The following is a 20,257-nucleotide window of genomic DNA, read 5'->3' on the forward strand; positions in this document are numbered from 1 at the left end:
CGTGCCGCAGCGCTACCGGATCAGCAGCTGTAGTACAGCTCGTATTCCAGTGGGTGTACGAAGGTGCGAACCTTGATTTCTTCTTCGCTTTTCAGAGCGATGTAAGCGTCGATGAAGTCATCGGAGAACACGCCGCCTTTGGTCAGGAACGCACGACCTTTGTCCAGCTCTTCCAGGGCTTCTTTCAGGCTGCCGCACACTTGTGGGATCTCTTTCGCCTCTTCAGGCGGCAGGTCGTACAGGTTTTTGTCAGCAGCATCGCCTGGGTGGATCTTGTTCTGGATGCCGTCCAGGCCAGCCATCAACAGTGCAGCGAAGCCCAGGTACGGGTTAGCTGCTGGATCCGGGAAGCGGGCTTCGATACGGCGAGCGCGAGGGCTGGACACGTAAGGAATACGGATCGAAGCGGAACGGTTACGAGCCGAGTAAGCCAGCATCACTGGAGCTTCGAAACCTGGGACCAGACGCTTGTAGGAGTTGGTCGACGGGTTGGTGAAGCCGTTCAGGGCCTTACCGTGCTTGATGATGCCGCCGATGAAGTACAGGGCGGTGTCGGACAGGCCGGCATAGCCTTCGCCAGCGAAGGTGTTCTTGCCATCTTTGGCGATGGACAGGTGAACGTGCATACCCGAACCGTTGTCGCCGTACAGAGGCTTAGGCATGAAGGTAGCGGTACGGCCGTAGGCAACAGCAACGTTGTGTACGCAGTACTTCAGGGTCTGGACTTCGTCAGCCTTGGCAACCAGGGTGTTGAACTTCACACCGATTTCGTTCTGGCCGGCAGTCGCCACTTCGTGGTGGTGAACTTCGATGACCAGGCCCATTTCTTCCATGGCGTTGCACATGGAGGTACGGATTTCGTGGTCGTGGTCGAACGGTGGAACCGGGAAGTAGCCGCCTTTGATACCTGGACGGTGGCCATGGTTGCCGCCTTCCACGTCCTGGTCGGACATCCACGAACCTTGGTCGGAGAAGATTTTGAACATGGAGCCGGAGATGTCGGACTTGAACTTCACTTGGTCGAAGATGAAGAACTCTGGTTCCGGACCTACGAATACGGTGTCACCGATACCGGTCGACTTCAGGTATTCCTCGGCACGCTTGGCGATCGCACGTGGGTCGCGATCATAGCCTTGCATGGTCGAAGGCTCGATCACGTCGCAGACCAGGATCAGGGTCGGCTCTTCGGTGAACGGGTCGAGTACGGCGGTGGAGTCGTCCGGCATCAGGATCATGTCGGAGGCTTCGATGCCTTTCCAGCCAGCAATGGAGGAGCCGTCGAACATTTTGCCTTCTTCGAAGAAGGCGTCATCCAGCGCGTCGCGAGCCGGCATGGTCACGTGGTGCTGAGTGCCTTTGGTGTCCGTGAAGCGCAGATCAATCCATTTAACGTCATGATCTTTGATGAGTTGAACCGACTTCGACATAGTGTCCTCCGGGTGGCTTCGGGCTTGGGTAGTGGAGTAGCCCTTAGAATGTGGGTGATGCCGGCGCGGATAGTCCGCCATGGCAACCTGCCTCACAAGAGAGCAAATTGCATGCCAGTGCCCCACCGTGGGTTTTTTGCCCCAATTTCACGCTTATAGAGGACCAAAGCGGCGCAAAGCTGAAAAATGCGCCCCGTAATGTAGCGTTATATTCAACAAGTGACCCGTTTTGGTGCGTGCAAAACCTTCCGTATATTAACTGGTTAAACCTTGAGCAATTTCCGCTATAATCCGCGCCCCCCTTTTTCGGCTGGCCCAGCGCGCGCTGTTTTCATGAAACTAATCGTAAAAGTCTTCCCCGAGATCACCATCAAGAGCCGCCCGGTACGGATGCGTTTCATCCGCCAGTTGGCCAAAAACATCCGTACCGTGCTCCGCGACCTGGACCCGGCTGTGGTGGTGAACGGTGTGTGGGACAATCTCGAGCTGGAAACCCGCGTCAGCGAGCCCAAAGCCCTGAAGGAGATGACCGAGCGCCTGAGCTGCATGCCGGGCATCGCGCATTTCCTGCAAGTCGACGAATACCCGCTGGGCGACTTCGACGACATCGTCGCCAAGTGCAAGCAGCACTTCGGTGATGCGTTGGCCGGGAAGATTTTTTCGGTGCGCTGCAAGCGTGCCGGCAAGCATGAATTCAGCTCGATGGACGTCGAGAAATACGTCGGCAGCCAACTGCGTCGTCAGTGTGGCGCCGCCGGAATCTCGCTGAAAGAGCCGGAAATCGAAGTTCGCCTCGAAATTCGCGACAAACGGTTGTTCGTGATCCACAACCAGCACAACAGCATCGGCGGTTATCCGCTGGGGGCCCTGGAACAGACGCTTGTACTGATGTCCGGCGGCTTCGATTCCACTGTTGCTGCTTACCAGATCATGCGCCGCGGCCTGATGAGCCATTTCTGCTTCTTCAATCTGGGCGGACGAGCCCATGAACTGGGCGTCATGGAGGTCGCGCATTTCATCTGGAAGAAGTACGGCAGCTCCCAACGCGTGTTATTTGTCAGTGTGCCTTTCGAGGAAGTACTGGGAGAAATTCTCGGGAAAGTCGATAACAGTCATATGGGCGTAGTTTTGAAGCGTATGATGTTGCGCGCTGCTTCCCGTATTGCCGATCGGCTGGAGATCGAAGCGCTGGTCACCGGCGAAGCGATTTCACAGGTGTCGAGCCAGACGCTGCCGAACCTGTCCGTGATCGACTGCGTGACCGACAAGCTGGTCTTGCGTCCGCTGATCGCCAGTCACAAGCAGGACATCATCGACCTGGCCAACGAAATCGGCACTGCCGACTTCGCCAAGCACATGCCGGAATACTGCGGGGTCATCTCGGTGAACCCCAAGACCCACGCCAAGCGCCCGCGCGTGGAGTACGAAGAACAACAGTTCGACATGGCAGTACTTGAGCGTGCGCTCGAGAACGCCAAACTGGTGCCGATCGATCGCGTGATCGACGAATTGGGCCAGGACTTGCAGATCGAAGAAGTCAGTGAAGCGCTGGCTGGTCAGATCGTCATCGACATCCGTCATCCGGATGCCGCTGAAGACGACCCGCTGGGCCTCGTTGGCATTGAGGTACAAGCGATGCCGTTTTATGCATTGAACGCTCGTTTCAAGGAACTGGACCCTACTCGCCAGTACCTGCTGTATTGCGACAAAGGCGTGATGAGTCGCCTGCATGCCCACCATTTGCTCAGTGAGGGGCATGCCAATGTGCGCGTTTATCGACCGAGCTAAGAGCCCGGGGCTGTTTGCCTGTGGCCTGCGTCACCGGCCCCCCGACGCCGCCGTCAAGCTGTAACGGCAAGGCCTGACTCTACTGTTAATCGCTGCCAAGACTTGTCAGCACACCGAATCCTCTGATCGAGATACACAAGTGATCGAAAATCTACGCAACATCGCCATCATTGCTCACGTTGACCATGGTAAGACCACCCTGGTAGACAAACTCTTGCGTCAATCCGGCACCCTGGAGCGCAACGAGCTCAACGACGAGCGCGTGATGGACTCCAACGACCAGGAGAAAGAGCGCGGTATTACCATTCTGGCGAAAAACACCGCCATCAACTGGAACGGCTACCACATCAACATCGTGGACACCCCGGGCCACGCCGACTTCGGCGGCGAAGTTGAACGCGTAATGTCGATGGTTGACTCCGTTCTGCTGCTGGTTGACGCTCAAGACGGCCCTATGCCGCAAACCCGTTTCGTGACCAAGAAGGCTTTCGAAGCCGGCCTGCGTCCAATCGTGGTGATCAACAAGGTTGACCGTCCAGGCGCGCGTCCGGACTGGGTTCTGGACCAGATCTTCGACCTGTTCGACAACCTCGGTGCTACCGAAGAACAACTGGACTTCCAGGTTGTTTACGCTTCGGCCCTGAACGGCATTGCCGGTCTGGAACACACCGCCATGGCGGAAGACATGACCCCGCTGTACCAGGCGATCGTTGACCACGTTCCAGCTCCAAAAGTTGACCGTGACGGTCCGTTCCAGATGCAGATCTCGGCACTGGACTACAACAGCTTCCTGGGTGTTATCGGCGTTGGCCGTATCGCCCGTGGTCGCGTCAAGCCGAACACCCAGGTTGTGGCTATCGACGCCGACGGCAAGCGCCGTAACGGTCGTATCCTGAAGCTGATGGGTCACCACGGTCTGCACCGTATCGACGTTGACGAAGCAGCTGCCGGCGACATCGTCTGCATCAGCGGCTTCGACCAGCTGTTTATCTCCGACACTCTGTGCGACCCACTGAACGTCGAAGCGATGAAGCCGCTGACCGTTGACGAACCAACCGTTTCCATGACCTTCCAGGTTAACGACTCGCCGTTCTGCGGTCGTGAAGGCAAGTTCGTCACCAGCCGTAACATCAAGGAACGTCTGGACAAAGAACTGCTCTACAACGTTGCTCTGCGCGTTGAAGAAGGCGACACCGCCGACAAGTTCAAAGTCTCCGGCCGTGGTGAGCTGCACCTCTCGGTACTGATCGAAACCATGCGTCGCGAAGGCTTCGAAATGGGTGTTGGTCGTCCGGAAGTGATCATCCGTCTGGTTGACGGCGTGAAGCACGAACCGTACGAAAACGTGACCATCGACCTGCCGGAAGAATCGCAAGGTTCGATCATGGAACAGATCGGTATCCGTAAGGGCGACCTGACCAACATGGTTCCGGATGGCAAGGGCCGTGTGCGCCTTGAGTACAACATCCCGGCTCGTGGCTTGATCGGTTTCCGTAACGAGTTCCTGACCCTGACCTCCGGTGCAGGCATCCTGACCTCGATCTTCGACCGTTACGACGTGATGAAGTCCGGCGACATGTCCGGCCGTCAGAACGGCGTGCTGGTTTCGGTTGCTACCGGTAAGGCGCTGACTTACTCGCTGGAAACCCTGCAAGCTCGCGGCAAACTGTTCCTGGGTCACGGTGAAGACGTGTACGAAGGTCAAATCGTCGGCATCAACAGCCGCGACAACGACCTGGGCGTTAACCCAACCAAAGGCAAGAAGCTCGACAACATGCGTGCCTCGGGTAAAGACGAAACCATCGCCCTGGTTCCGCCTATCCGCTTCACCCTGGAGCAGGCTCTGGAATTCGTTCAAGAAGACGAATTGTGCGAAGTCACTCCTAAGTCCATCCGTCTTCGCAAGAAGATCCTGGGCGAAAGCGAGCGTACCCGCGCTGCCAAGAAAGCTGGTAACTGAGTTTCGACTTAGTTAGCGCTTAAAAAAACGCCCCCGACCGCAAGGTCGGGGGCGTTTTTGTTTGTCTGGGGTTTGTGCGGTGTTTGTGCCGGCCCCATCGCGAGCAGGCTCGCTCCCACAGGGGAATGCATTTCAATGTGGGAGCGGGCAAGCCCGCGATGAGGCCCGGTCAGTCAGCGAGATTCCGGATCAGAATTTCTCGAGGGTGCGACGGCTGCTGCTGGTCTCGCGCGCCACTTCTTTCGGCTTGTAAGCGCAATACCCCGGCCGAGGCCCGATTTTCGGGTGATTGCGGCAGGTATCCGGGCGCTTTTCATAAATAGTGCACAGACGGCTCTTACGATCCAGATACAGGCAATCGTTGTTGCTCATGCGCTGAAGGGTGAAAATTTCGGACTTCTGGTTGTAACGCTCGACAATGCCCTCCTTCTGCAGACGCTTGGCGATGTTCTTCGCCGGCTCGCCGCGCTCGAATTCATCGACGATGCCGATACGGATCAGATCCTTGATCTTGACCTCGACCGGCAGGGTGCAGCAGCTGGAAACGCACGAACCACACATCGGGGCGGAGTACTTGGCCCAGGTATCGAGGCGATCGATCTCCGCGGCGGCGATCAGGTTGGACTTCATCATCGGTTGTTACCAGCGTGCATCAGGGCGCGCGATCATACCGGGACTGGTGGATTTTTGAACAACCTTTCGCCAGATTTTTTCGTATGCCGTCCAATAACACCTGTAATCCGGCACGGCCCCTGCATTCTTTCCGGTGCGCGCCAAGGTAATGTCGATCTATCTCACACTAACGGGAAAAACTGCCGAACCAGAGGTCCAACGACCTGTCAGACGGTCTAGGCTCAACAACTCCACGCTCGCTCGAGGTCCTATCGATGACTCAAGAACCACTTGTTCGCGAAGCAGAGGTGGCCGCATTTCGCGACGCCGTCTTGACCAAACTCACCTATGCGGTGGGCAAAGACCCGGATCACGCCTTCGACCACGACTGGTTCGAAGCCATTGCCCTGGCGGCGCGCGATCACATGGTCGAGCACTGGATGGATCACACCCGGCAGATCTACCGCAAAGGTCAAAAGCGGGTTTACTACCTCTCCCTCGAATTTCTGATCGGCCGTCTGCTCTACGACAGCCTGAGTAACCTCGGCCTGCTTGACGTGGCCCGCGAGGCCCTGACTGAACTTGGGGTCGACCTTGAACGCATTCGCCTGCTGGAGCCCGATGCGGCACTCGGTAACGGCGGTCTCGGTCGTCTGGCGGCGTGTTTCATGGAAAGCATGTCGACCCTCGGCATCGCCGGCCATGGCTACGGCATTCGTTACGAACACGGTTTGTTCCGCCAGGCCATCGTCGACGGCTGGCAGCAGGAACAAACCGAACACTGGCTGGATTTCGGTAACCCTTGGGAATTTGAACGGCCAGAGGTCGTTTACCCGATCGGTTTTGGCGGCAGCGTCGAAACCGTGACCGATGAAGCCGGCAAGTCCAAGCAAGTCTGGACTCCGGTGGAAACCGTTCGCGCGATTGCGTACGACACCCCGGTCGTCGGCTGGCGCGGTGCGAGCGTCAACACGCTGCGCTTGTGGCGCGCCCGGGCCATGGAAGATTTGCACCTGGAACGCTTCAACGCTGGCGACCACTTGGGCGCCGTGGCAGAAGTCGCCCGGGCGGAAAGTATCTCCCGCGTGCTCTACCCGGCGGACAGCACCGAAGCCGGCCAGGAACTGCGCCTGCGCCAGGAATATTTCTTCGTCGCCGCGTCCTTGCAGGACTTGCTGCGCCGCCATCGCAACATGCACACCTCGGTCCTGACCCTGGGCGATCATGCCGCGATCCAGCTCAACGACACCCACCCCTCGATTGCCGTGGCCGAACTGATGCGGCAATTGGTCGACGTTTACGACGTCGCGTGGGATGCGGCGTGGCAGGTCACCGTCGATACGCTGTCCTACACCAATCACACGCTGCTGCCGGAAGCGCTGGAAACCTGGCCAGTCGGTTTGATGGAGCGGATGCTGCCGCGGCACATGCAGATTATTTACCTGATCAACGCCCAGCACATCGATTCACTGCGGGCAAAGGGCATTCATGACTTCGACGTGCTGCGCGCGGTATCGCTGATCGAGGAAGACAACGGCCGCCGCGTGCGCATGGGTAACCTGGCGTTCCTCGGCTCCCACAGCGTCAACGGCGTGTCCGCGCTGCACACGCAGCTGATGCGCAAAACCGTGTTTTCCGAACTGCATAAAATCTACCCGGAGCGGATCAACAACAAGACCAACGGCATTACCTTCCGCCGCTGGCTCTACCAGGCCAACCCGGAGCTGACCTCGATGATGGTCGACGCCCTCGGCCCGGATCTGCTGGACAACCCCGAAGCACGTTTGCGCGACCTGGAACCGTTTGCCGAGAAAGCCGCGTTCCGCAAGGCGTTCGCCGAACAGCGACTGCACAGCAAGAAAGCCTTGGCGTACATCATTCACGAGCGACTTGGCGTTGCGGTCAACCCGGCCGCGATGTTCGACGTGCAGGTCAAACGGATCCACGAATACAAGCGTCAGTTGCTCAACCTATTGCACACCGTTGCGCTGTATCAGGCCATTCGCGCCGAGCCAGAAGTCGATTGGGTGCCGCGAGTGAAGATATTCGCTGGCAAGGCTGCCGCCAGTTATCACCAGGCCAAGCTGATCATCAAACTGACCAACGACATTGCCCGGGTGGTGAACAACGACCCGACCGTGCGTGGCTTGCTGAAAGTGGTGTTCTTGCCCAACTACAACGTCAGTCTGGCGGAAAGCATCATCCCGGCAGCGGATTTGTCCGAGCAGATATCCACCGCAGGTTTTGAAGCCTCGGGCACCAGCAACATGAAATTCGGCCTTAACGGCGCACTGACCATCGGCACTCTGGATGGGGCCAACGTAGAAATGTGCGAGTTCATTGGCGTCGAACACATGTTCATCTTCGGCCTCACCGCTCAGCAGGTTGAAGCGCGCAAGCAGAACCATGAGTTCAATGCGACGCCGGATATTGCGGCTTCCCACCGTTTGAATGACGTGCTGCAAGCGATTCGCGGCGGCGTGTTCTCACCGGATGATCCGTCCCGTTACACAGGATTGATCGATTCGCTGATCGACTATGACCGCTTCCTGGTCTGCGCCGATTTCGACTCTTACTGGGATGCGCAGATGCGCGTTGAAGCCCATTGGCATGACTCGCAAGCGTGGTGGCGTTCGGCGGTGTTGAGCACGTCTCGAATGGGCTGGTTCTCGTCCGACCGGACGATTCGCGAGTACGCCACGGATATCTGGAAAGCTTTGGAGTAACTTTTAGCAATAATTGCGAGCAAGGCCCGACGGGTGTTGGGCCTGATCGATATACTAAGCGCCGGTTACACCGGGCGGTATGCAGGGCGATCCATTGTGGGAGCGAGCCTGCTCGCGAAAGCGGACTGACATTCAACATCAATGCTGAATGTTAAGGCCTCATCGCGAGCAGGCTCGCTCCCACAGGTTTGTGTGGTTTCACACTAAACTCAGCCAGATGCTGCTTTACCCGGATTTGCCCATCACGGGGCCACTTAGGGATATCGACCATGCAATGGATGTTGATGCTGATTGGGCTGGCGCTGGGTTGGATGCTCGACGAGTCGTTCAGCGATGCGCTGTTGGGCGCGCTGCTCGGGTTGGGTATAGGCCAGGCCATTCGCATTGGCCGCTTGGATTCACAAGCTGGCGAGCAGCGTAAGTTGCTTGAGCAGGCGCAGATCGCGCTGAATGCGCTGCAGCAACGGCTGTCATTGCTGGAAGTGTCAGGCGTCAAGACGCCGGAAACCCTCGAACCCACACCGTCACCTGAATTCACGCTCGACGAAATCCCTGCCGAGACCCCGGAGCTGATCTGGGACCTCCCTCCCGAGCTCGAACCGCTTACCGCTGCGGCCACCGAAACCGGTGGCCCGCTGCCCGCCGACGCCTGGAAACCCGAGCCAGTCGCCCGCGAACCGCAACAACCCGCCATCCCGCGCGGCCCGAACTTCATCGATCGCGCCATCAGCGGCGCACGCAACTGGCTGTTCGGCGGCAACACGGTGTTGCGGGTCGGCGTGGTGTTGTTGTTTCTCGGTCTGGCGTTTTTGCTGCGCTATGCCACCGAAGGCATGGTGGTGCCGATCGAGTTGCGTTACGCGGGTGTTGCGGCGGCAGCATTGGGCTTGCTGGCGTTGGGTTGGTGGCTCAGAACTCGCAACAGTCATTACGCATTGATGCTGCAAGGCACCGGCATCGCCGTGTTGTACCTGACGGTGTTTGCCGCGATGCGCTTGCATCCGCTGCTCGACCCCACGGCGGCGTTAGGCCTTTTGGTCGCGGTGACGGTGTTTTCGGCGATTCTCGCCATCACCCAGGATGCCTTGGGCCTGGCTGCCGCCGCCGCGTTGGGCGGTTTCGCCGCGCCGATCCTGACCTCCACCGGCGCCGGCAACCATGTCGCGCTGTTCAGCTACTTCGCCTTGCTCAACGCCGGCATCCTCGCCATTGCCTGGTTCAAGGCCTGGCGGCTGCTGAACCTGATCGGCTTCGTCGGCACTTTCGGCATCGGTTTCGCCTGGGGCCTGCGTTCCTACGCGCCGGAACTGTTGTGGAGCACCGAGCCGTTCCTGATTCTGTTCTTCTTGATGTACCTGGCCATCGGTCTGCTGTTCGCCCGGCGCAAGTTGCTGGAAATGAGCGACGCGCCCGAAGACGACAGCCGCGAAGCGCTGCTGCACTGGTCGGCGCGCAAGGGCGATTACGTCGATGGCACGATGCTGTTCGGCCCGCCATTAGTGGGTTTCGGTTTGCAGTTCGTGCTGGTTCAACATCTGGAATTTGCCGCCGCGTTCAGCGCATTGGCATTGGGCATGATTTACATGGGCCTGGCGCGCCTGTTGATGGGCGGACGGGCTCTGCTGCTGGCGGAAACCTGTCTGGCGCTGGGCGTGATCTTCGCCAGCCTGGCGATCCCGTTAGGCCTCGATGCTCGTTGGACGGCAGCGGCCTGGGCCGTTGAGGGCGCGGGAATATTCTGGCTCGGCCTGCGCCAGCAACGACCACTGGCCCGCGCTTTTGCCTTGTTGCTCCAGTTGGGTTCGGCGCTGGCCTTCGTCAGTGAGCTGCGGATCGGCGAAAGCAGCCTGCTGGACGGTGCACCGCTGGGTGCGCTGATGCTGGGTGCGGCGTTGCTGTTCAGCTTCTACCCATTGCGCAAAGCGTTGCCCGAGCAAGCTTCGCCGTGGGAGCGCAAAGGCCTGCCGGTGTTGGCCTGCCTCGGTCTGACCTTTCTCTATCTGTTGGCGCCGTTATTCTTCTTCACCCACGGCACGGCGATCAGTTGGGCGCTGGCCGGGTTGGCGACTTTGTTCGTCGGTTTGCGTCTGCAATCGCGCACCTTTCTGTTCAGCGCATTTGCCGTGCAACTGCTGGGCGGCGCGTTGTTCCTGCTCCGGCTGCAAGGTTCAAGCGGTGAGTCTGGCGCCGTGTTCAGTGCGGGTTGGAGCGGTTTGCTAAGCGCATCGTTGATCGGCCTCGCGTTGATCGCCGGCATGTTGCTGGCGGCCCGCGATGAGATGGTGCGAAGCGACGTGCGATTGCTGCGCGGTTTGTCGGTGGTGTTGCTGGCCGGTCTGGTGTTGATCAATCTGGCGGTGCTGTTCGTCCTGCCTTGGCAAACGGCGAGCGCGGTATGGGCGGCCAGCGGTCTGTTCATCATCTGGCTCAGTCTGTACCTGAAGCAGCGCGTGAGTTTTGTCTTCGGCCTGCTGTTGCAGGTGATCGGCGGCGCGGCGTTCCTGCTGGCGGGGCCGGATTTGCTCGGACCGTTGGCCAGCGAAGGTTTGCGTCCATTGGCCCACGGTGGATTCTGGACGCCGCTGGTGCTGGGTCTGGCCGCGTTGGTCGGGGCCTGGCGTTTGCAGCTCGGCAACCATGCCACGGCTTTTGATGCGTTGAGTTTGCAGCGCTTGTCCGAGGTGTTGCTGGTGTGGGGCGCGGGTTGGTGGGCGCTGGCGTGGATCAGTGAAGTGCTGCGCTTTGCGCCGTTGAGTCTGCAAGCGACATTGCTGCTGGCCGTTGCGGCGGTGAGTGTCGCGCTGTGGACGGTTCTGGCATTGCGCTTGAAGTGGCCGGCGCTGGGCTTGCTCTGCACGTTGTTGATTCCTGCTGCCGGTTTGGTGTCGCTTGCTACGTGGCACTCGCGTTATCACCCGGCGGCCAACTTCGGGTGGTTGGTTTGGGTTGCGGTGTTCGTTGTGCATTTTCTGTCCCTGCGACGTCTGGCGCCGATGCTGCCGGCGCGCGCCCTCAGTACCGCGCACGTGCTCGGCTGCTGGTTGTTGATTGGCGTGCTGGCGCTGGAGCTGCGTTACGGTTTGCTGCTGTTGTCCGAGCAGTACAACGCCTGGCGCTGGTTGGGCTGGGCGATTCTGCCGAGCCTGTATCTGGTGCTCGTGGCCGCACCCCGTACCTGGCCGTGGCCGGTGTCGACGTATGCCCGCGAATATCGGGTCTATGCCGCCGCTCCGTTGGCGTTGCTCATGCTCGGCTGGTTCTGGCTGGCGAACATTGTCAGCGACGGCACCGCCGAGCCGCTGCCTTACGTGCCGCTGATCAATCCGTTGGAATTGGGCCTGCTGTTTGCGCTGTTCGGCGTTTACGTCTGGTCGCGCAGCGCCGTAGCGCAACTGGCGATCCGCAAGGACAACTTTGATCGCGCCACACAACTGATCGCCGGTGTCTCGCTGTTTGCCTTCTTTACTGCACTGGTAAACCGCACGGCTCACCACTGGGGCGGCGTGCCGTTCGAACTGGATTTGCTGCTCGGGTCGATGCAGGTGCAGGCTGGTCTGTCGATCGTCTGGACGTTGATGGCGCTGAGTCTGATGATTGGCGGCCATTTGCGTCACCGCCGCGAAGTCTGGCTGATCGGTGCTGCGCTGATCGGTGTAGTGGTGGCCAAACTGTTCTTTGTTGAATTGAGTAACCGCGGCGGACTCGCCCGGATCGTGTCGTTTATCGGCGTTGGCGTGTTGCTGCTGGTGGTGGGCTATTTCGCGCCGTTACCGCCCAAGCGCGCCGAGGCTGTTGCGGAGGCTGAAAAACCAGCCCCTGAAACCGAAGGAGTTTCGTCTTGAGTCAGAAGCTGAACCTGGGCTGGTTGGGTGCTGTTGCGCTGGGGATGACGTTGTCGGCCGGCGCTCAGGAAAAACCCGCGGACTTCGCCACACAAGTGCCGTTGTCCGTGAGCGGCGAAGGCCCGTGGTATCGCCTCGAATTGCCTTTGGCGGTGCAACTGAATGCGCGGCAAACCGATCTGAGCGATGTGCGCGTGTTCAACGCCGCAGGTGAGGCTCAGGCTTATTCCTTGGCCCGCGCATCGGCGCCAACCCGCGAAAACCGCACCCTGACCGATGTGAAATGGTTCCCGCTGTACAACTCCGCGGATGCCACCGAACACGCACCAAGCGTGCGGGTGCAATCAAGCGCTAACGGCACATTGGTTGAAGTGCAGCCGTCCAGTCAGCTGGAGGCGGGCGAAGAAGTGCTGCGTGGCTGGTTACTCGACGCCAGTAGCATCAAGGCACCGTTGCAGCAGTTGATTCTCGACTGGACCAGCGAGCGCGACGGCTTCCAGCGTTTCAGCATCGAAGCCAGCGACGACTTGCAGCATTGGCAATCGTGGGGCGAAGGGCAGGTGGCGCGGCTGACGTTTGCCGATGAGCGGGTCGAACAACATGAAGTCGGTTTGCCGGGCCAATCGGCGCGCTATCTGCGCTTGTTGTGGAACACGCCGCAATCGGCACCGACGCTAACCTCCGCGCAACTGCAAAGCACCCGTAGCCTGCCGCTGCCGTTGGTCTGGTCGCAACCGTTGGCCGGCAGCAGCGTGAAGGCCGGTGAATACACCTGGCAATTGCCGATGGGGCTGAACCTGGAACGCTTGCAGGTCGAGTTGAGCCAACCCAACAGCCTGGCGCCGGTGACGTTGTCCGGTCGTAGGGAAAGCAGCCTGCCGTGGCAACCGCTAAGCAGCGGATTGCTCTATCGCCTGACCCAGAATGGCCAGGACGTGGTGCAGAACGAATTGCAGTTGCCGGGGCAGACCGTTCAGCAGTTGAAGCTGACGGTGGATGAACGTGGCGGAGACCTGGGTGCCGAAGCACCGACGATTCGGTTCGCCGTGCGTTCGACGCAACTGGTGTTCCTGGCGCGCGGCGCTGCGCCTTATACGCTGGCGCTGGGGAGTGCGACGGTGAAGGCGGCGAGCCTGCCGTTGGCGACATTGATTCCGGATTACAGCGCTGCGAAATTGGCGACGTTGGGCAAGGCTACGGTGGACGGTGGGGCGGTCGTGATTCCGACATCGACGGTGAAAACGGCGGCGACGACGGACGCGAATTGGAAGAAGTTCGCGTTGTGGGCGGTGTTGTTGCTGAGTGTTTTGTTCCTGGCGGCGATGGCGTTCAGCTTGCTGCGCAAGCCTCCAGTCAAATCCTGAGGATGGCTGGCGCTGCGCGCCCTTCGCGAGCAGGCTCGCCCCACATTGGAATGCGTACCCCTGTGGGAGCGAGCCTGCTCGCGAAGGGGACTATCAGGCAAAAAAAATCTCGAAACGGCCACCCATCCTTGAACCACATCCCGTTCGTTTCGAACTACGCTCATCCCGGGACATGAACTCTATTGGGTGTATCACGTCTGATAGGAGGAAATGCGCCCCGACTCGCGTTAAACTGCGCGGGTTTTTAGCCCCCCATTCCACCGGAGCCTTCCATGTCCCGCGTTACCCTGAGTCGCTATTTGATTGAGCAGACCCGTAGCAACAACACCCCTGCCGATCTGCGTTTCCTGATCGAAGTGGTGGCGCGCGCCTGCAAGGAAATCAGCCACGCCGTGTCCAAGGGCGCCCTGGGTGGTGTTCTGGGCAGCATGGGCACCGAAAACGTCCAAGGCGAAGTGCAGAAGAAACTCGACGTGATCTCCAACGAGATCCTGCTCGAAGCCAACGAATGGGGCGGTCACCTGGCCGGCATGGCGTCCGAAGAAATGGACAATGCCTACCAGATCCCGGGCAAATACCCGAAAGGCGCGTACTTGCTGGTATTCGACCCACTGGACGGCTCGTCGAACATCGATATCAACGCACCGGTCGGTACTATCTTCTCGGTGCTGCGTTGCCCGAACGAACACCTGAGCCAGAACGAAGCCTTGAACGAAAAGGCCTTCCTGCAGCCAGGCACCGAGCAGGTAGCCGCCGGTTATGCCATCTACGGCCCGCAGACCATGCTGGTACTGACCCTGGGCGACGGCGTGAAAGGCTTCACCCTGGACCGCGAAATGGGCAGCTTCGTGCTCACCCACGAAGACATCAAAATCCCGGAAACCACTCAGGAGTTCGCGATCAACTCGTCCAATCAGCGGCACTGGGAAGCTCCGGTACAACGCTACGTCGGCGAATTGCTGGCTGGCGAAGAAGGCCCGCTGAAAAAGAACTACAACATGCGCTGGGTCGCCGCGATGGTCGCGGACGTGCACCGCATCCTGACCCGTGGTGGCTTGTTCATGTACCCACGCGACAGCCGCGAGCCGTCCAAGCCGGGCAAGCTGCGTCTGATGTACGAAGCCAACCCGATGTCGTTCCTGGTTGAACAGGCCGGTGGCGTTTCCACCGATGGCCATCAGCGCATCCTCGACATCAAGCCTGACGGCTTGCACCAGCGTGTCGCCGTGTTCCTCGGCTCGAAAGAAGAAGTCGAGCGCGTCACGGCTTACCACAAGGAATAAACCATGATCGCGCCCTGGCAGCCGTTGCTCGAATGGTGGTTCGGAACGCTCGAATCCCCCAACGAAATAGCGGCTGACAAGGGCAAGTTATGGTTCGGCAAGCGCGACAGCCAGGACCTCGAAGCGCGCACGCGTTTCGGGAACTGGGTCGAGCAGGCACTGGCCGGCGGTTTGACTGACTGGGCGCAACGCCCGGAAGGTTGGCTGGCCTTGGTGCTGCTACTCGATCAACTCCCGCGAATGATCTTTCGCGACTCTCCCAAATCCTTTGCAGGCGATCTCAGGGCTCAGGCACTGGTGGCGCAAGGCATTGCTGCGGATTTCGATCGGCAGTTGCGGCCTATCCAGCGGGTGTTCATCTACCTGGTGTTTGTGCATTGCGAGAATCTGGTGGTGCAGAACGAAGCGGTTTCACGGTTTCTCGATCTGGTTGAACAGCAACCCGAGGCGGACCGGGCGGTGTTTGCCGACAACCTGGATTATGCCGAGCGGCATCAGAAGATCATTGCGCGGTTTGGCCGGTTTCCGCATCGCAATGCGGTGTTGGGAAGGAAGAGTACGGCTGAGGAGTTGGCGTTTCTTTCGGGGCCTGGTTCTCGCTTTTAGTTTTCTGCTGTAGCTGATGCCGCCATCGCCAGCAGGCTGGCTCCCACATTGGGTTTGTGTTGTTCACACATCTCCTGTGGGAGCCAGCCTGCTGGCGATGAGGCCAGTGAAAGCAGCTTATATCCGGAAGCTACCGACCAATTGCTTCAACCGCGCCGCCTGCTGCTCAAGGTCTGAACACGCGCGCAAGGTCGACTGCAAGTTCTCCACACCTTCCTGGTTCAGCGTGTTGATCTCGGTGATGTCGACGTTGATCGATTCCACCACCGCCGTCTGCTCTTCCGTCGCAGTGGCCACCGACTGGTTCATCCCGTCGATTTCGCTGATACGCTGAGTCACGCTGCCCAGACGCTCGCCAGCCTGATTGGCGATGCCGACGCTGCTTTCGCTCTGGCGCTGGCTGTCGGTCATGGTGCTGACCGCTTCGCGGGCGCCGACTTGCAGTTGCTCGATCATCTTCTGCACTTGCTGCGCCGAATCCTGAGTGCGGTGGGCGAGGTTGCGCACTTCGTCCGCCACCACAGCGAACCCACGACCGGCTTCACCGGCCCGGGCCGCTTCGATGGCCGCGTTCAGCGCCAGCAAGTTGGTCTGCTGCGAGATGCTGGTGATCACTTCCAGAATCTGCCCGATGTTCACGGTGTTGCTGTTTAGCGTCTCGATGTTGCCGCATGAATCACTGATCTTCGCCGAGAGTTGCTGCATCGCCGCGATGGTTTTATCGACGACTTGCTGACCGTCTTCGGCCAATGCGCGGGCGTCGCTCGAATGCTGAGAGGCGAGGGCGGCGTTCTGGGCGATTTCCTGGGCGGCGGCGCCCAGTTCGTTGATCGCTGCGGCGACGCTGCTGGTGCGCGAGGCTTGCTGGTCGGAGTTGAACATCGAAGAGTTCGACGCGGCAACCACACGCAAGGCCACTTCGTTGACTTGGCCGGTGGCCGAGGCCACTTCGCGAATCGACGTATGAATACGCTCCACAAAACGGTTGAACGAGGTGCCCAGCGCACCGAATTCGTCCTGGCCGTGAATGGTCAGGCGTTTGGTCAGGTCGCCTTCGCCTTCGGCGATGTCATGCATGGCGCGGCCCATGGTCAGCAGCGGCTGCATCAGGAAGCTGATCAGCATGCCCAGCAGCGCGATGATGATCACCACCGCAATGACCATGGCGATGATCGCCGAGGTGCGGAATTCGCTGAGCATCGAGAAGGCGGTGTCCTGATCGAGCACCAGTGCCACGTACCAGTCCGCCGACGGCACACCGTTGACGTGGGTGAAGGAAATGAATTGGGTCTTGCCGTCGAGTTCGACTTCTTTCATGCCCGGGCTGACTTTCGGCGCACCGTTCGGGTAGGCGTCGGTCAGGCTCTTGAGCACCAGTTTGCTGTCCGGGTGAATCAGGATCTTGCCGTCGGCACTGACGATAAACGCATGGCCATGACCGCCGAAATTCAGCGAGTTGATGATTGCGCTGACGCTCGACAGGTCGATGTCTGCGCCGGCGACGCCGATCATTTGGTTCTGATGTTTCACCGGGGTGGCAACGGTGATCACCAGTTTGCCGGATGAGGCCGCGATGTAGGGTTCGGTGACGATGGTCTGTTGCGCGCTGTTGGCCGCCTTGTACCAGCCACGGGCACGGGGGTCGTAGTCCGCGGCGCGATTGCCGGCCGGGACCGAGAACATCACGCCATCGGTGCCACCGAAGTAGCTCAACTGGAAGTTGCTGGTGTAAGCCGCAAGGTCGATGGCGCGCTTGAGGCTGGACGGAGCGCTGCCGTCCACGGCGATCTGCTGGGACAGCGATTGCAACAACTGCATGCGGCTTTCCAGCCAGGACTGGATGTTGCTGGTGGTCAGGCTGCCGAGTTCCTGCATCGAAGATTCGGTGCTGCTACGCAGGGTCTGGCGTTGGCGGTAGTCGTTGAACAGGATGAAACAAGCAAATGCAACGGCCACCACGAGGGCGGCAGCCAACAGGATCTTGTGGCTGAACTTCATGTTTCTGGTCATTAAGTGCGCTACCGCGGAGAGACGGGTCAACAAAGGGGGCCAATTTCCAACATGTGGATTTGGCGATGCATTTATGTCGACTGCACGGCGCCAAAGATTAGGCGGCTTTTGCGAAAACCGACGAAATACTCGACAGAAAAAGAAAGTGGCTGATTTTTCGGGAAAAGGTAGACGAGCGGCCGAATAAATAGCCGCGAGGTCAGGGAACCAGACAGGGCTTTTCTCTTCTAAGCTTCTGCTTGGCAGACATGCCATTCCCCTTCGTTCCAGGAGTTACACCATGTCGCTGCGATCTATCGCCCTGCTTTCGTTCTGCGTGTTGTTGGCCGCATGCAGCAAGGTTAACCAGGAAAACTATTCGAAGCTGTCGGCAGGCATGCCCAAGGCCGAGGTTGAAACCTTGCTGGGTAAACCTGCCGACTGCTCGGGCGCGCTCGGCATGTCCAGTTGCACCTGGGGCGACAAGAACAGCTTTATCAGCGTGCAGTACGCCGGTGACAAAGTGTTGATGTTTTCCGGCCAAGGCCTGAAGTAAACCGGGGCGATGCGCCCACGGGAGAAAAACAATGAAGCGGTTATTGATAGTGCTTTTTGCCGGCCTGGTACTGGCCGGCTGCGCCACTTCTGGCGAAGATCCGTTGGCGCCAAAGACCGCCAACAGTGTCAACCTCAAGCGCTACCAGGGGACCTGGTACGAGTTGGCCCGTCTGCCGATGTATTTCCAGCGCAATTGCGCGCAATCGGAAGCCCATTACACCCTCATGCCTGACGGCGACGTGACCGTGCTGAACCGCTGCCTGACGGCGGACTGGCAGTGGGAAGAGGCCAAGGGTACGGCTTATCCACAGGTGCCGGGCAAGACCGACAAGTTGTGGGTCGAGTTCGACAACTGGTTTTCGCGGCTGATTCCGGGTGTGGCGAAGGGGCAGTATTGGGTGCTGTACGTCAGCGATGATTACAAGACCGCCGTCGTCGGTGACCCGAGCCGTCGTTATCTGTGGCTGCTGTCCCGGACCCCGACAGTCAATGGCGTAGTGCGTGAAGAGCTGCTGAGCAAGGCACGGCAGCAGGGCTACGACACTACGCGGCTGATCTGGCGTGCGTCGGATACGCAAATGGCCAAGACTTCGAACTGATCACTCCCCCACTGATCGTTCCCACGCAGAGCGTGGGAACGATCAGTGGGGGAAATTAGCCCAGAAGATCGCGTAGAACTTGAGTGAACGCGCGGTTACTTTCTTCTTCGCCAGCATGGCGCCCATCGCGCACGACCCACTGGCCGTTGACCAGCACATCGCGTACCTGGCGATCGCCACCGGCGAACAACCAGCGATTCAGAATCCCGTCACCACTGGCCGTCGCCAGGTATGGATCGTTGCCATCCAGCACCAACCAGTCCGCACGCTTGCCAACTTCCAGCGCACCAATCGACTGACCCAAAGCCTGAGCCCCGCCATCCAGCGCAGCGTCGTATAACGTGCGACCGACCATCGGCTGATCCGCACCATACAAACGATTACGTCGCTGATCGCGCAGACGCTGTCCGTATTCCAGCCACCGCAATTCTTCCACCACGCTCAACGACACATGGCTGTCAGAGCCAATGCCCATGCGCCCGCCTTGAGCGAGGAAGTCCACCGCCGGGAAAATCCCGTCGCCGAGGTTGGCTTCGGTGGTCAGGCAGAGCCCGGCGATGGCGCGACTTTTAGCCATCAGCGTGACTTCTTCCGGGTTGGCGTGGGTGGCGTGAACCAGGCACCAGCGCTGATCGACCTCGGTGTTTTCATACAGCCATTGCAGCGGACGACGACCGCTCCAGCTCAGGCAGTCATCGACTTCCTTCTGCTGTTCGGCGATGTGAATGTGCACCGGGTACTGCTTGTCGCTGGCGGCCAGTACTTCGCTGATTTGCTGTGGTGTTACCGCGCGCAACGAGTGGAAACACAAACCCAAGGCCTGGGCCGGTTGCTGCGCCAGGATCGGCTGCAAGCGCGACTGAAGCTTGAGGTAGTTTTCGGTGCTGTTGATAAAGCGGCGCTGGCCTTCGTTCGGGGCCTGGCCGCCGAAACCTGAATGGCTGTAGAGCACCGGCAACAGGGTCAGGCCGATCCCGGCGGAACTGGCGGCCTGGCTGATGCGCAGCGCCAGTTCGGCCGGGTCAGCGTAAGGCTGGCCGTTGGTGTCGTGGTGCACGTAATGAAATTCCGCGACCGAGGTGTAACCGGCCTTGAGCATTTCGATGTACAGCTGGCGGGCGATGACGCCGAGTTGATCCGGGCTGATTTTTCCGACGAGCCGATACATCAAGTCGCGCCAGGTCCAGAAACTGTCGTTCGGATTACCCGCCACTTCCGCCAGCCCGGCCATAGCCCGCTGGAAGGCGTGGGAGTGTAGATTCGGCATACCCGGCAGCAGCGGACCGCTAAGCCGTTCGGCGCCATCTGCGTTGGAATCGGCCTGGATATGGGTCAAAACGCCCTCGGCGCTGACCTCAAGACGTACATTATTGGCCCATCCACTAGGCAGCAGCGCGCGTTCGGCAAAGAAGGCGGACATGGTTCAGCACCCCATCGTGTGTTATTTGTATATACATATACAGACGTTTGCCTGCTCGGTAAACTCCGGCAAGCTAGCAACCT

At 59.5% G+C, this 20,257-nt stretch carries 13 protein-coding genes and 1 pseudogene; 9 read left to right on the forward strand and 5 right to left on the reverse strand.

Annotated elements, in window-relative coordinates; genetic code table 11:
• Positions 1 to 20: 20 nt before the first annotated feature.
• Entirely contained in the window at positions 21 to 1,427 is a 1,407-nt protein-coding gene (gene glnA, locus FQ185_RS06285; RefSeq protein ID WP_149416749.1) for a glutamate--ammonia ligase, read from the reverse strand.
• Positions 1,428 to 1,760: 333 nt separating this feature from the next.
• Here glnA and thiI point away from each other — a divergent pair, with 333 nt between their 5' ends.
• Both thiI and typA read left to right on the forward strand, forming a co-directional pair.
• Complete coding sequence (gene thiI / locus FQ185_RS06295) at positions 1,761 to 3,215, forward strand: tRNA uracil 4-sulfurtransferase ThiI (RefSeq protein ID WP_149416751.1); 1,455 nt, start codon at positions 1,761 to 1,763, stop codon at positions 3,213 to 3,215.
• Positions 3,216 to 3,354: 139 nt separating this feature from the next.
• The gene (typA, locus tag FQ185_RS06300) at positions 3,355 to 5,175 is read left to right on the forward strand and encodes a translational GTPase TypA (protein ID WP_149416752.1); all 1,821 of its coding nucleotides are present in this window, start codon (positions 3,355 to 3,357) and stop codon (positions 5,173 to 5,175) included.
• Between the two features lie 189 nt (positions 5,176 to 5,364).
• On the opposite strand, the gene FQ185_RS06305 is transcribed toward typA, so the two are convergent.
• Positions 5,365 to 5,805: a YkgJ family cysteine cluster protein gene (locus FQ185_RS06305; RefSeq protein ID WP_149416955.1), complete on the reverse strand. Its 441-nt coding sequence runs from the start codon at positions 5,803 to 5,805 to the stop codon at positions 5,365 to 5,367.
• A 257-nt stretch (positions 5,806 to 6,062) separates the two neighbouring features.
• Between FQ185_RS06305 and FQ185_RS06310 the strand changes: the two genes are divergently transcribed.
• The 5 genes from FQ185_RS06310 (at position 6,063) to FQ185_RS06330 (ending at position 15,608) form a co-directional block, all read left to right on the forward strand.
• Positions 6,063 to 8,513 (forward strand): glycogen/starch/alpha-glucan phosphorylase, encoded by a 2,451-nt coding sequence (locus tag FQ185_RS06310; protein ID WP_149416753.1) that lies wholly within the window; start codon positions 6,063 to 6,065, stop codon positions 8,511 to 8,513.
• Between the two features lie 269 nt (positions 8,514 to 8,782).
• Entirely contained in the window at positions 8,783 to 12,355 is a 3,573-nt protein-coding gene (locus tag FQ185_RS06315) for a DUF2339 domain-containing protein (protein ID WP_149416754.1), read from the forward strand.
• A complete protein-coding gene (locus FQ185_RS06320; protein WP_149416755.1) occupies positions 12,352 to 13,719 on the forward strand; it encodes a DUF3999 domain-containing protein in 1,368 nt (455 codons plus the stop codon). The genes FQ185_RS06315 and FQ185_RS06320 overlap by 4 nt, the downstream gene beginning before the upstream one ends.
• Positions 13,720 to 13,991: 272 nt before the next feature.
• Complete coding sequence (locus FQ185_RS06325; protein ID WP_149416756.1) at positions 13,992 to 15,002, forward strand: class 1 fructose-bisphosphatase; 1,011 nt, start codon at positions 13,992 to 13,994, stop codon at positions 15,000 to 15,002.
• 3 nt (positions 15,003 to 15,005) lie between these two features.
• Positions 15,006 to 15,608 (forward strand): DUF924 family protein, encoded by a 603-nt coding sequence (locus FQ185_RS06330; protein ID WP_149416757.1) that lies wholly within the window; start codon positions 15,006 to 15,008, stop codon positions 15,606 to 15,608.
• 117 nt (positions 15,609 to 15,725) lie between these two features.
• Here the strand turns inward: FQ185_RS06330 and FQ185_RS30965 are convergent, their stop codons facing one another.
• Positions 15,726 to 16,490, reverse strand: a complete 765-nt coding sequence (locus FQ185_RS30965; protein WP_371926596.1) for a methyl-accepting chemotaxis protein — start codon at positions 16,488 to 16,490, stop codon at positions 15,726 to 15,728.
• Positions 16,491 to 16,583: 93 nt separating this feature from the next.
• Positions 16,584 to 17,873 (reverse strand): annotated as a pseudogene (locus tag FQ185_RS30970) (cache domain-containing protein); the annotation flags it as partial.
• A 25-nt stretch (positions 17,874 to 17,898) separates the two neighbouring features.
• Between FQ185_RS30970 and FQ185_RS06340 the strand changes: the two are divergent.
• Positions 17,899 to 18,153, forward strand: a complete 255-nt coding sequence (locus tag FQ185_RS06340) for a hypothetical protein (RefSeq protein ID WP_128872236.1) — start codon at positions 17,899 to 17,901, stop codon at positions 18,151 to 18,153.
• Positions 18,154 to 18,184: 31 nt separating this feature from the next.
• Positions 18,185 to 18,754, forward strand: a complete 570-nt coding sequence (locus tag FQ185_RS06345) for a lipocalin family protein (protein ID WP_149416759.1) — start codon at positions 18,185 to 18,187, stop codon at positions 18,752 to 18,754.
• Between the two features lie 55 nt (positions 18,755 to 18,809).
• Here FQ185_RS06345 and FQ185_RS06350 read toward each other — a convergent pair whose 3' ends face one another.
• Complete coding sequence (locus tag FQ185_RS06350) at positions 18,810 to 20,174, reverse strand: formimidoylglutamate deiminase (protein WP_149416760.1); 1,365 nt, start codon at positions 20,172 to 20,174, stop codon at positions 18,810 to 18,812.
• Positions 20,175 to 20,257: the final 83 nt, after the last annotated feature.

This window comes from Pseudomonas sp. ANT_H12B (genome assembly GCF_008369325.1).
Classification (GTDB): domain Bacteria; phylum Pseudomonadota; class Gammaproteobacteria; order Pseudomonadales; family Pseudomonadaceae; genus Aquipseudomonas.